Raw genomic sequence first — 14,129 nt, 5'->3', positions numbered from 1 at the left:
GATTTTCAGTACTTCCTTTTTTAGATAATTTGATGTTTTTGTATCGTTAAATGGTAGTTTTTAAAAGTCAAACTTATATGTGATACCTCCTAAAATTTGAAAACCTTGTACAGTAAAGTTGGCAAAACGTTCGTAATCTGTATTTAAAATATTATTTAATCGTAAAAACGTTGAAAATTTGTCATTAAAATGATAACCACCATTTATATTTACATCTACAAAAGCATCAAGTGTTTGTGTTGTTTTTACATTAGATGGAAAAGCGGTAGGGTACAAAACATCTTTGCGTTCGCCAACATAAAAAATGTTAGTGGTTGCATACCATTTATTGCTTTTGTATTTGCCAGTAAAACCAGCTTGAATTGTTGGTAAATTCCAAGCTTCAGATTCTGTTTGCATGGTAAAACTATCAAATTGAAAATTAGTAGCAAGTACAATTCTTTTCGTTAAATCGTATTCTAATTCTGCGAAAACCGAGGTTGTTTTAACATCATCATATAGTATAGAAAACGAATTTCCGTATTCATAGCCTTGTAAAGGAATTCCATTAATGTTACTGTTTACACCACTAGATTTTGAATTATTTCTGATAAACAATGCTTTATCTTGTTCTTCTTTTAGGCTGGTAGAAATATTAAAACTAAAATCGTTACCAATTACTCCATTAAAGCCCAAAAAGACATTGTATTTTTCTGAAGTTTGTGTGATAAATTGTGTTGGAGAAATAAACTGATTATCATCCGTAAAATTTTTGTAGGTATTGGTATGAAAATCGCCAAAAACACCAGTATAAATATTTAATTTTTCTTTAATTATAGCTTGTTGCAACTTTACGTCTGGATATACTAAAAAGTGATTTGCACTATTTTCGGCATCAAAAGAAGCAAATAATTTAGCTCCAATACGTACATTTAAACCACCAAAAGTATCTGAATATTGTGGATTTATATTTGCTGTAAAAATGGAATAATTTAGCTCGTTTTCATTGTTATAATCTGTTGCAAAATTACCTTCTAAATATTCTAAACCTGTTTTTACGTCTAGATTATTTAATCGCCTGCTGATAAAATCAAGAGGAAAATCAAAATCGGTATTTAGGTTGATGAGAAATTCACTACTATTGTAATCATCTGTAAAATAAGCCACTGAAAGAACACTTTTATCTAAATATGCATCAAGAAAATCAATTTCACCAATGGCATTGAAATAGTTGTATTTTTGATTTTCTTCAATATTATCTATAATATTGGGTACAAAGATGTTTTTTTCTAAACCATACCAGTTATAACTATTTAGTTCGGTATTTAGAGCTATTTTCCAATCAAAATAGCGTTCTTCTCGTTTGTAAAAAAGAGCGGCAAAAAAGTTTGAAAAATTACTATCTAACAAAGTATTGTTTATATTGTTTTGAGAAACTTGGTATTTTGATGAAATTCCATATTCGCTCTGAAAACGAGTATAATTATGAATGTAAACTTCTGCATAAGTAGTTTTGTAATTGCCAAAGCCAACTGCAGCATAATTATTATACATACGTTCTTTTACACCTACATCAATACCTTTTACAACACCGCTTTTTGGAATAAAGGTAGATGCAACAGGAGCAGAAAAAATAGTATAGTTTAATTTTTTCTTTTTGTTTTTATCAGATAATTGTATTACCGGGTTTTTATTAATTTTATTAGCATCAGCAATTTCTGGGTTGTAAGTTGTAATTACCTCTACTACCTCTGTTTTAACAGTATCTTTTGCACTAACTGGTTTTTTTTCTTGAGCAATACTGCTAAAAAAACCAAAGAAAATTAAAAATATAAGAACACCTTTTTTCATTAATTTTTATTTTGAGGAGTTACAGAATTATTGGTTTTGGCTTCGTTGGTTTTTATCTTATCCAGTTCTATTTGAGCATCTTTTACAATATCATCAAACTGGGTAAAGTTTTTAATAACATTTTCTAAAATAAAAGTGGCTTGATACGCATCTTGCAAATTGTAATAATTTTTAGCCATAATTACATAACTTTTTACACCCCAATATTTGTAAGCAGAATAATTTGCAATTAATTCTTGTACTACTTTTGTAGAAGCTTCGTACTCATTGTTGGCATTTTTAAAGTATGCACTATAGTATAAAGCTTCCGCTTTTAATTCGCCTGTGGCTTCTTGCTCAACTTCTGAATAATAAGATTCAGCTACTTCTAAATCTTTAGTAATAAATGAAGATCTGGCAATGGTTTTTTTGGCATCTAAGCGTAGGTTTTTATCTAACTTGTTTTTTGTTAAAATCTTTTTGGCATACTCAATTGATGCAGTATAAGCTTCTTTTATAGTGTAGGCTTTCATTAAATTACTTTGCGCAAACAAAATGTTTTCTTTTGAATAAGCTTCTTTTTCTAATTTTATTAAAAAAGGTATAGCTTCAGCAAAAAACTCTTCTTGTAGATAAATTTGCGATAATTTAGCAAGAGAATCTTCACTAAATTCACTCTGGCCAGCATCTAAAACTAGCTTATAGTGTACAACAGCTTCTGTAAATAATTTTTCTTTAAATAAAATATCAGCCAGATAATAATTGGCTTTTAGACTGTTTTGTCCTTCAGGAAAACTTTTTAAATACTTTTTTAAACTTAGTATAGCACTACTATTTTTACCCTCAAAGTATTTGCGTTCTGCTATTGAGAACGTTGAATTTTCGAGTTCGCTATCAGAAACATTTACAAATTTTAAGGTTTTGGTCCAAGCTACATAATCATTTAAATTGTCTTCATCTATATAAATGTTTTTTGCATTTCTTACGGCCTCTAAAGCATCTGTAGAATTTGGGAATTTACGCACTGTAAGTTTAAATTTTTCTAAAGCCTCTTTATTTTTGTTTTCGTTGTAATACAATAATCCTTGACGTACTAAAGCCCTAGGTAAAAATGCACTTTTTTGATGTTTGCTTAATAAACGGTCATAGGCTTGATGCGCTTTACGATTGTTTTTTATTTTTGTGTAGGTATTTGCTAGTTGGTATAAAGCGTCATCTTTTAACGTAGAATTGTCATAATCATTTATTACTTTAGTTAAGGCTTTGATTTTAGCATCACTTTCATTTCTAAATCCATAACTCATGCCTAATTGATATTGTGCATAATCAGCTTCTGCACCATTATTGTTAATTACAGTAGTGTAATTTTTAATAGCTTTATCATAATTTTTGGTGGCAAAATAACTATCAGCTAAACGAATATAGGCATCGTCTACAATAGCAATATCAAGGCTGTTTTTTTCTAAGAAAACACTAAAAGTTTGTGCAGCTTTCTCATAGTTTTTTAATTTAAAATGTGTGTAACCAATATTGTATCCTAATAAAGGGAAATCTTTTTTATTTCTTGTTCTTAAAGTGTTGTTTAGTGTAATGAATTTGGTTAAAGCTGCCCCATAATTTTTTAATTGGTATAATGTTTCTGCTTCCCAATATTTTCCTTTTTGGGCAATTACTGCATCATTAGAAGATTGAGAAGTACTAAAATAAGAAAGAGACTCTGAGAACTTTTGCTCACTGAACAACTGCATGCCTCTGTATAAAGATACTTCAAAAGTTAATGCTGAATTCTCTGCAGATTTTTTCTTTTTCAAGTAGTTTAAAGCTCCTTGATAATCTTGTTGATGTATATAAGATGATACCACTAACTCATTAATTTCGTTATAAGAACTTGAGTTCGGATATTGCTTTAGATAGTTTTGTAAAACATCAGAAACACTTTCAAAAGGGTTGCCTTCTTCATAGCTTAATTTGGCATAATTTAAAGCAGCATCTTCTTGAATTTTGGTGTTAAAAGACATGGCACTAGCTGTTTTAAACGCATTTAAAGCCTCACTTTTTTTATCGGTATTTAAATAGCATTCAGCTAAATGGTAATAAGCATTTTGAGAAACTTCATTTTTTTGAGAAATAATTTTATTGAAATAACTAATAGCATTTTCAAAATCGTTTTGTTTATAATAGGCATATCCTAATTGATAGTAATCTGTATTATTCCATTTTTTACGTTTGCCTTGATACGCTTTCAAAAACGGAATTGCTTCTGCATACTTTTTTAGGTTAAAATAACTCTCGCCTATAATTTTAGAAATCTCAGAAATATCTTTTTTCTTGGCAGTTTTTAATAATTCTTGCCCAACATTTATACAACGCTCAAATTGTCCAGATTTAAAACTAATATCTAGTAAGTAGTAAGAAATTTCTGCTTTGTAAGAGGTGTTATCAGCAATTTCTTTTAGTGTAGATGCTGCAATACCATAATCTTCTAATTTATAAGAAATATAGCCATAATAATATCTGGAGTCATTTCCGTATTTTGCATCATTGATTAAGGGTAAGAATTTGTCTTTGGCTAAATCCAATCGTTTGGCAACTAAAAAACCATAACCCATTTTAAAATTAAGTTCTTTTCTGTTTTCTTCAGATAATAAATCAGTATTTACTTTTTGATACCATTTTAAAGCATGCGCTGCTTTTTTATTGGCAAAATAGTAATTACCAACATTAAAAAAAGCTTTGTTTTTTTTATTGCTAGTTGGGTTCTCATCAACAAAAGTTAATACTTTTTCATCGGCATTGGTTTGGTTTAATTTTACGGCACACATGGCATCATAATATGAGGCATCTGCTTTTAAGCTAGAGCTTTGTAAAGACTCTTTTTTTACTTTTTCAAAGGTTTTTTGTGCGGCTCTATACGCTTTATTATTGTATAATTTTAACGCATTATTAAAGTCAGTTCTTCTACTTGCATCAATAATAGATTGCTGTGCAAAAATGGTAAAGCAAAGTATTGTAAAAGCAAATGATAAAATATGTTTTCTGCAAAAACGAAATTTCATATCATAGTATTTATTATATTCTAATAAACGAATATTTTTTTAATTTGTTGGATGATAAGGCAAAAATAAATGAAAATAATTAGGATTAAATCTAAGAATTATTCAAATTTTAGAGGGTAAAATCGTTAGAAACTAATAAGTTTGTAAAAACGACTATTTTTATGGAAAAACCAGTTTTAAATTTAGAAAGTGCAGATATCTATCAGCGAGATAATTTGGTGTTGTCTAAGGTTAATTTATCAATTCATAAAGGTGATTTTTATTATTTAATAGGCAAAACAGGGAGTGGAAAAAGTAGCTTAATGAAAACTTTATATGGCGATTTGCAATTGCAACGAGGCTCAGGCAATATTGTAGGTTTTGATTTAAAAAAACTGAAAGAAAAAGAAATTCCGTTTTTAAGAAGAAAAATAGGTATTGTTTTTCAAGATTTTAAATTATTAAGTGATAGAACTGTTTTTGGGAATTTAGAGTTTGTGTTAAAAGCTACTGGCTGGAAAAACAAAGAAGAAATTAAAAATAAAATTAACGAAGTGTTAGACAAAGTGGGCATGCAATCTCAATATTATAAAAAAACTTTCGAACTTTCTGGAGGAGAACAACAAAGAGTTGCCATTGCAAGAGCTTTATTAAATGACCCAGAATTAATATTAGCAGATGAACCAACAGGTAATTTAGATCCTAAAACTTCTTTAGAAGTGATGGGGCTTTTAAATGAAATTCACAAAAGCGGAAAAACAATTTTAATGGCCACACATGATTATCAATTGATTGTAAAGTTTAGGCAAAAAACTATAAAAGTAGAGGCAGGAGTACTCTTTGAAGTTGCACAACAAAAAACAATATAGTGCTTTCGGTTCTTATACCTACATATAATTATAATGCTTTAGCGCTTGTTTTAGCCATTCATAAACAATTGATGCATGCTAAAATTGATTTTGAAATTATTTGTTTTGATGATGGCTCAAAATCAGAAATAAACATTCAGAATAACAAAATAAACAACTTACAAAATTCAAAATTTGTTGCTTTAGATAAAAATATTGGTAGAAGTGCAATTCGGAATTTATTGGTAAAAAACGCGAATTTTAGTTGGTTACTGTTTTTAGATGCTGATGTTAAACCTAAAAACAATTATTTTATTAGTAATTATATGGCTTTTTTTACTAAAAAAAATGCTGTAGTTTGTGGTGGATTATTGTATGAAAACACAAAAAAAAATAAAAGCTTTTTAAGGTATAAATACGGTAAAAAGAAAGAAGAAATTACTGTGGATGTTAGGCAGAAACATCCGAATAAATATTTTTTCACTTCAAATTTTTTAATCAGAAAAAGTGTTTTTAATGAGGTGGTTTTTGAAGAAGCATTAAAAAGTTATGGTAGAGAAGATTCATTGTTTTCTATACAGTTAAAGCAAAAAGGATATCATATTGCTCATATTGAGAACGAAGTTTATCATTTAGGAATAGATGAAAATAAAACTTTTATTTTAAAGACAAAAAAAGCGATTAAAAATTTATTCATTTTGCAAAAAAATAATTTAATTACAGATAATGACACTGATTTACTTAAACTTACAGAAGTTTTGTATACGTTTAAATTACAAAAACTGGTTGGACTTTTTTACCCTTTCTTTGAGTATTTAACTTTTAAATTTACGTCAGTTTTTGCTTTAAACCTTTTAAAAGTCAGTTACTTCTGTTACTTAAAATCAAAAGATCATAAGTAGCATTCTTAAAATAAATTAGATAGTATCAAAAAAAAGAAATGTATTATTCTTTAAAAATAGAAAGTAATTTTTTTTCTTGATGTTCCCAAATTAGTGCTTTTTTTGCTTTTTTAAGTTGATGTAAAAAATCTTTTTCTAATAATTCTTTAATTTGATTAGCTAAATTTTCTGGTGTTCTGTTTTTTACAATTTCTCCAACTCCATATTCTAAAACAATATGTTTCATTTCGGGTAAATCAGAAATTATTATGGGCACTTCTGCTTGTATGTAATCAAATATTTTATTTGGTAAAGCAAATTTATAATTTAAACCTAAGTCTTCTTCTAAGCTAATACCTAAGTCTGCATGTGGTGTTATTTTTAAGAGTGTTTCTGGAGTAAGTTTGCCTAAAAATTTTACGTTATTAATGTTTTTGCTTGTAACTAGTTGTTTTAATTTTTTATCAATATCACCTTTTCCTACAATTACAAAGTAACAATTAGGTAAAAGTTGCATGGTTTCTATCATCAATTCTAAACCTCTACCAACGTTAATGGCGCCTTGATATAAAATTATTTTTTTTTGATTTTTGTCAAACGGAAAAACTCCCTTTTGTGTATTAGTTAAATGAGGATAATTTTTAATGACCTTAAAATGGGTAAGATATTTTTCATCATAAAAATCAGCAATACTTTTACAAACCGTGTAACAATTTTTTAGTTTTGGTAAGATAAATTTTTCTAAGCTTACCCAAGTTTTTTTTACAACGGGTTTATGTATCAATTCTGGCACTTCAGGAAAAAGTTCGTGACTATCATAAACTAACTTTTTACGTTGTAATTTACTAATTAAAAAATTTGGTAAAAGAGTATCTAAATCATTAGATAATAAGATGTTTTTTTTAGTAAAAAGTAAAAAGAAAAACAATCTAAAGTTATATTCTGCATAAAACAAGAAGCCTTTATTAAAAAAAAGTGAGAGTCTTTTTGTAGGGTAATCTCTTTGAATTGGCAAACTATCTTTTTGTGTTCTGCCTACTAATAAAATATCGAAACCACCATTAAAAAGGGTATTACAAACTTTGGCTACTCGTTGGTCTGTAGTCAAATCATTCGTTACAGAAACAATAATTTTTTTCAAAAATTCACATTTTTTGCAATATATAAACTAATATTTAGTATCTCTTAAATCAAGGCATTTTTTATTAATTATAATAAAATAATTTGTGTTTTCTTTTTTTTGATTGATGAAAACTTGTTTTAATTCCTTTTAATATTATCTTGTAAATCTAAATTTTAATTGCTAAATATTTAAAATGATTAACCGAAAAGAAATTGCAATATTAATAACAGAAAAGTTGACGTTGCAAAAATCAGCATTGAAAACTCGCTTTCTACTAAACAAAAATACGATTGGTTTTTTTTATGTTGATGAGTTGTTACCTTCGGATTTAGTAAGAGAAATTCATAAAAATTTTCCGAAAATAGAAGAAACAAAGCATCGAAAAAATATTCGCGAAAATAAATATGTGGCATATCAAATGAATAAATATCATCCTCTTTTAGAAGAGGTTATATATGCTTTTCAAGAAGAAAATGTAGTAAGCTGTATTGCAGAAATTTGTAATGCACCAGATATTTTGCCCGATGAAAATTTATATGCTGGTGGCCTATCTTTAATGACAAAGGGTAATCATTTAAGTCCGCATTTAGATAATAGTCATGATAAAAATCGTCAATTATGGCGTGTTTTTAATTTATTGTTTTATGTGGCTCCAGATTGGAGATTAGAAAATGGAGGAAATTTAGAATTGTGGCCAAATGGTTTAGAAGGAGAACCTATTGAAATTATTAGTAAATTCAACAGATTAGTAGTAATGGCAACGCATCAAAAATCTTGGCATTCTGTAAATAAAGTTTTAGTTGATGATGTGCGTTGTTGTGTATCTAATTATTATTTTTCAGAAAAACCGTTGTTGCATTCAGACGATTTTCATATCACAACATTTAGAGCTAGACCCTCAGAAAAAAGTAGAGATCTCATTTTGAAAGCTGATAACCATTTACGAAGTGCAGTTCGAAAAGTTTTTAAAAAAGGAATTCGAGAAAATCCGCATCAATATAAAAAATAAAAAACCCACCTCTCATTGAGAGGTGGGAAAATTGCTATGAAAAAGAATGATAAGATTTCTCTTATCTACATATTTAGACGCTTAAATTCTTTAAATATTACATGAAACTATAATTTTTATATTTTTTTAACAAAAAGAGATTTTGATTATATTCTGCAGTAATGATTTTTTTTTAAGTCTAATTTTATATATTTTTAAAGAAAAAAAAGATTATTTAAAAAATTCTATGCCTTTATTTGAACAGAAATATGAGGAAATTAGCTGATTTGTATGAGTAATAAACCAAAATCATCTTTATAAAAAAATGCATAGTATTCTAAATAAATTTAATATCTCAGCTTTTTCTGATGCTGGTAAAATTAGAAGAAATAACCAAGATTGTATTCTTGTAAATGGACAGATTTCTAATAATGGTTTTATAAATAAAAACAATCAATGTTTTTTAAGTTGTTTTGTAGCAGATGGTGTTGGAGGTAATAAAGCAGGAGAATTTGCCTCTAAGTATGTTTTAGAAAGTATAAATGATTACGAGTTAAATGCATTTGATAAAATCAATGAAGAATATCTAAAAAAAGTAAATGAAAATTTAATTGATATTACTAAAAAAAATCAAAACCTTTTAGGAAGTGCAACCACATTATCTGGTCTTACTTATCAGAACGCAACATTAAAGGTTTTTCACTCAGGCGATTCAGAAATTTGGCTTTTACGTAATGATTCTTTTATTAAAATCACCAATGATCAGGTATTAAATCCTAAAATAAAAAACAGTCCAATTACCAGTTATTTTGGAGGACAAGAAAACTACTTAAATTTGGATAATACAATATGTTTGGAAGAAATAAAAACATTAGATAAGTTTTTAATTTGTTCTGATGGACTTTTTAAAGCGATAAAAACAAAACAATTAAAATCTATTTTAAGCGCTACAAAAACGTTGCAAACTAAAACAGAAAGAATTTTAGAAATGGTTTTAGAAAATGAAGCAGAAGATAATGTAAGTGTAATATTAATTGAAGCTTATGCATAGTATTACTGCTCAGAGTATTGTAGAGGAATATCGTATATCTTTACAAGAGTTGCAAAAAATACTGCAATCGAGTACTCTTATTACATCTAAAACTAAGATATCTGCTTATGATTTTGATAAGATAAAAAAGCAACTTAATGTCTACAAATACAGCGCTTTTAATGACGATTTAGAAAAAACGGCTACTTATTCAGAAACTAATTTAGATGCTACTATTGTATATGCGGATCATGAAAATGCTACAGCAGTATATGTAGATGAGTTTGATGATTCTACAAGCGCATATAATTCAAATACAAGCAGTTCTTCAAATGATTTAAAAACGTTGAATCATAACTTAGGTATTGGAGATGTTGTTTTACTTAAAGAGATAAAATATACAATTTTAGAAATTATTTCTGAAGGAACAGGAGAAGCTGTTATTTATAAAATACAAAATTCCTTAAATCGTATTTTTGTCTTAAAACTCTATTTTGAATTTGTTGATGAAAAACAAGAGCCAAACGCAGAAACTCTTGAGCGCATTAAAACAAATCCTAATAAAAATATTTTAAAACTATTTGATTACGGAGTAGGATTCGAAAAATATAAAGATAATTATTGTTTTGAAATTTCGGAATTTGCTGAAGGTGGAGATTTATTAGATGTAACTAATTTTAAACAAAAATATACTCCAGATTTTATAGAAACTGCGGTTATTCCAAAAATATTTGAAGGGATTAAACATTTACATTCTCAAAAAATATATCATTGCGATTTAAAGCCAGGTAATATTTTTTATTTAGATGAAGCGCAAAACGATTTAATTATTGGTGATTATGGTTCTGCAAAAGCTTATGACATTCAAGAAACTAAAGAAGTGATAAAAACAGCTACAGTAAAAGGCTCTAACTTTTATCTGGCTCCAGAACAAGCTAGAGGCCTCGTTTCTGATAAAAACGATTACTATTCTTTTGGAATGATATTGCTTCACCTTTTGTATCCTGAAAAATTTACAGTAAAAGGAAATTTTAAAAAGATAGATAATCTTTTGTTTGAGCAAATTGTAGAAAGGGGAGATAGTTCTATGAAGTTAATTGATTTTAATCCGAACTTCGAGAGGATAAATAAGTTAATAGAAGGCTTAACGTTAAACGTAAGAAAAAATAGATGGGGAGAAAAAGAGGTTGAAAAATGGATTGCAAAAGAAGATGATTATTTAGAAATTAAATATTTAAATAAAGCAAATTTATTAAATCTACGTTTAAAAAATAATGTAATTGTAACCTCAGAAGAACAACTGATAACATTTGTAGAACAACATAGTTATTGGCAATTAGAAAAGGCAAAAGAAGATGAATTATGGTACAATCAAATATTTAATGATAGTGCTACCTTAGTGGAGTTACAGCGCTTTTTAGATATTGAATATAGTAGAGATTTTAGAGATAGTTTTACAAATATGATTAAGACTATAGAACAAAACATAAATTCTGACCTTACTTATAATGTAAAACAACAAGAACAGATTGATTATAGTGAACAAGCCTTAATAAGGTTCCTTTTGCCAGCCAAAAGCATACAAATAACAAAAGATAAAATCATAGATTTAGAAGATGGTCTTATCAATAAAAAGATGATTTATCTTATTAATGAATTAGACGAATCGTGGCAATCCTTAAGTTTAGAGAAAATCCGTTTTATTTTATTTCAGTTAGAATTTTCTTTAAAAGTACTTCTAAAAAAGGCTGAAGGTCAATTATATACACTATTACAGGCTTTACTTACAAAATTTTATGCTGGGTTATTAATTAATACATCTAATTTTGAAGACCTTAAAAGTGAGGTAATTAAAGCAATTAACATTACAGAAATAGAGGAAAGCCAAGCTAAACTTTTGAATCTTTTTGATGATTTTAAAGAAAATAGAAGCTTTTATTACAAAAATGATACCTGCGAAACGTTAGAACAATTAGGCCTATTTAGCATTATAAATGAAAGTGAATTCGATAATGCATATTTTAAGGCGGAAAAAAATTGGTTTTTAAAGAAAAAAAATAAGCCAGGATTAACAAGTTTAGAGCACAGAGATTTTGTTTTTGAAATACTAAAAGATAAAGTTGAATCTAAGATAGAATTTATTGGTTTACATTTTGATAAAAATAGAATTTATAACATTAAATATCAGTATTATAAATCGTTAACTAATTATTTAAGTGAATACAATATTACCAAAGAATACATTTTAACATCTGAAAAAAATGGTAATTATACCATAAAAAGAAAACGATTTGCATCGTTTGGCAGTATTGCAAACAAATTTATTAAGGAAACAAAAACAAAACATAATATTGTAGCCATATCTGCAGAAAATGAAAAAAGCTTGGAAAGAAAAATTGTTTGGGATTCAGTAAAAAGATATTCAATTGTTTACTGGCGCCAAATTGTTATTTTTATAGCCATTCTGTTGCTAACTTTATTTGTTTTCAAAGCTATTCCTTATGTAGAAAATTATTTCAATAAGGCTGAACAAGAATTTATTCAACCTTCTAAAAACGCAACCAGCGTAAATCGTTATGGGTATATAAAAGCTAATCCAGCAGGAAACGTTAGAAGTGGTACATCAACCAAAACAAAGGTTGTAGCTGTTTTGTATAAAGGCGAAAAAATTTATATTATAGAAAAAGACAATGCTTCAGGTTGGTATAAAATTAAATATGGAGATGATAAATATGGCTATGTTTCTAGAGTAATTGTTAGCTTTGAGTTTGTTTCTAAAAATAGTAAATCATTAAAATAGATTAGTTACTTTGTTAAGTGATGTTTTTTGTCACTTAATAGTCTATGGATTAAAATTAAAAAGAAAAGTTATGAGTGGACCAAAAAGTTTTAATCCCCCAGAAAGATATTCGATCGATACTTTTAATGGTAGCTTAAATGATGCGTTTCAATTGCAAACGCAAATAAAAGCTCAAATTGAAAAAATAGAAAGTTTATTAATTAATGATACTTCACTTGATGTTAATTTGGATTGTCAAGAAGATCTATCAAAAATAAAGAAGGATTTAAATGCACTTTTAGAACCCTTAATTTTTAATTATGAAGTTAATTTTAATCAACAAACATTTGATGTTATTTCCGCTGAAATCATACAAAGAATTACAGATTTACACGCTCAAAAAAATAAATTAGATACTATTGAATTAGATTTTAATGAAAAAAAACTCGATTACGATCAATATTTATCCTACTTAAAATATAACGAACAATCAGAAATTTCATTTAATGATTTTAAAAAGAAGATTTCAGATTATTATAAAAATGCTATTGCAGCGGATAAAAATGGGGTGTTCGAGAACACAATATTAGAAATTGATAACATAAAATATACCAAAAAAAGTGATGATTTTTCTTTTGGTTTTAATGCCATTTACGAAGCAAAAAAAGCAGAAATAGTAGCATATACAAAAAATAAAGAAGCACAAATTAATAATGCCAGAACTAAAGCAAGTAATAAAATTATAAATCTTTCTGACGGTATTTCTTTAAAAGATGAAAAAGAAAAAATTGCAGAAGAAGTAAAAAACTGGCAAGAAAAAATTACCTCTTTAATAGATAATTGTAACGATGCAGCCTCAAAAATAAGTTATCGAGATAAATTAGAAAATCTTCTTGAAAGTAAAGTTTTAAAAGAAGAATATTATTTTAAAGAGTTGTTCGATAGTATTTTGCTTAATGAGAAAAGAAACACAAATAAAAAGATAGTTTTTAAATTGTTATCTACCTTGAATTCAGAACCATTTCATAATAGTTTGTTAGATAAAAAACAAGTATTAGGAAAACGGTTAAGTGCGCTTTTAAATCATAATAACATAAAAGATACCGATGTTGTAAATATGAAAAGAGAGTTAAAAATTTTACAAAAACAAAGTAATAAAAGAGTTAAAGAAGAGGGTGTTTTAGAAAGGGAAAGATTGTTCTTAAAATCTCAAGTGGTTAGCACATTATCTAATATGGGCTATGAAGTGATGGATGATTTAAAGGTGATTGATTTTGAAAAATCTAACGATTATCTGTTAAAAGTAAAAGGACAAGAAAATTATATGAATTTAATATTTCGTGAAGATGGATCAATGAGATATAATTTTCAAATACCAGAAAATAAAAAAGAGTTAAGTGTTGATGAAAAGAACTTAAAACTCCAAGAAATGAAAATGAGTTGTGACGATTTTAATATTGTAATTAACGATTTACGTAAAATGGGATTAAAATTAAACGTAAATAGTAAGCAACCCATTTCTGAAGCATCTTTAATGCAGTTTACAAAAAAAACGAAAGAACGCTTAAAAGGAAAGCAGGAAAAATCTACAAATAAGCAAAAGCAAGTAGCTTTAAAGAAAAAATATTTAGATTAA

Annotated in this window: 9 protein-coding genes; 6 read left to right on the top strand and 3 right to left on the bottom strand. The window is 27.3% G+C overall.

All coding sequences use genetic code 11. The annotated features are described in order from the left end of the window. Positions 1 to 60: 60 nt before the first annotated feature. The gene (locus SJY27_RS06435; RefSeq protein ID WP_397447432.1) at positions 61 to 1,830 is read right to left on the bottom strand and encodes a hypothetical protein; all 1,770 of its coding nucleotides are present in this window, start codon (positions 1,828 to 1,830) and stop codon (positions 61 to 63) included. Further along, on the bottom strand, positions 1,830 to 4,865 hold the full coding sequence (locus tag SJY27_RS06430; protein WP_397447431.1) for a tetratricopeptide repeat protein: 3,036 nt from the start codon (positions 4,863 to 4,865) through the stop codon (positions 1,830 to 1,832). Before SJY27_RS06430 ends, SJY27_RS06435 begins: the two co-directional genes overlap by 1 nt. A 161-nt stretch (positions 4,866 to 5,026) precedes the next feature. Here SJY27_RS06430 and SJY27_RS06425 point away from each other — a divergent pair, with 161 nt between their 5' ends. Continuing rightward, entirely contained in the window at positions 5,027 to 5,713 is a 687-nt protein-coding gene (locus tag SJY27_RS06425; protein WP_397447430.1) for a cell division ATP-binding protein FtsE, read from the top strand. Further along, positions 5,713 to 6,594, top strand: a complete 882-nt coding sequence (locus tag SJY27_RS06420) for a glycosyltransferase family 2 protein (RefSeq protein WP_397447429.1) — start codon at positions 5,713 to 5,715, stop codon at positions 6,592 to 6,594. Before SJY27_RS06425 ends, SJY27_RS06420 begins: the two co-directional genes overlap by 1 nt. A 43-nt stretch (positions 6,595 to 6,637) precedes the next feature. On the opposite strand, the gene SJY27_RS06415 is transcribed toward SJY27_RS06420, so the two are convergent. Next, on the bottom strand, positions 6,638 to 7,714 hold the full coding sequence (locus SJY27_RS06415) for a glycosyltransferase (RefSeq protein ID WP_397447428.1): 1,077 nt from the start codon (positions 7,712 to 7,714) through the stop codon (positions 6,638 to 6,640). A gap of 175 nt (positions 7,715 to 7,889) precedes the next feature. On the opposite strand from SJY27_RS06415, the gene SJY27_RS06410 reads away from it, so the two are divergent. From SJY27_RS06410 to SJY27_RS06395, 4 genes are all read left to right on the top strand, one after another. Beyond that, a complete protein-coding gene (locus SJY27_RS06410) occupies positions 7,890 to 8,705 on the top strand; it encodes a 2OG-Fe(II) oxygenase (protein ID WP_397447427.1) in 816 nt (271 codons plus the stop codon). Between the two features lie 304 nt (positions 8,706 to 9,009). Continuing rightward, a complete protein-coding gene (locus SJY27_RS06405) occupies positions 9,010 to 9,735 on the top strand; it encodes a PP2C family protein-serine/threonine phosphatase (protein ID WP_397447426.1) in 726 nt (241 codons plus the stop codon). After that, entirely contained in the window at positions 9,728 to 12,514 is a 2,787-nt protein-coding gene (locus tag SJY27_RS06400; RefSeq protein ID WP_397447425.1) for an SH3 domain-containing protein, read from the top strand. Before SJY27_RS06405 ends, SJY27_RS06400 begins: the two co-directional genes overlap by 8 nt. A gap of 70 nt (positions 12,515 to 12,584) precedes the next feature. Continuing rightward, positions 12,585 to 14,129 (top strand): hypothetical protein, encoded by a 1,545-nt coding sequence (locus SJY27_RS06395; protein WP_397447424.1) that lies wholly within the window; start codon positions 12,585 to 12,587, stop codon positions 14,127 to 14,129.

Source organism: Polaribacter sp. R77954 (genome assembly GCF_044595335.1).
GTDB lineage: Bacteria > Bacteroidota > Bacteroidia > Flavobacteriales > Flavobacteriaceae > Polaribacter.
Note: the sequence above shows the minus strand (reverse complement) of the source record. Positions and strands in the feature narration are given on the sequence as shown.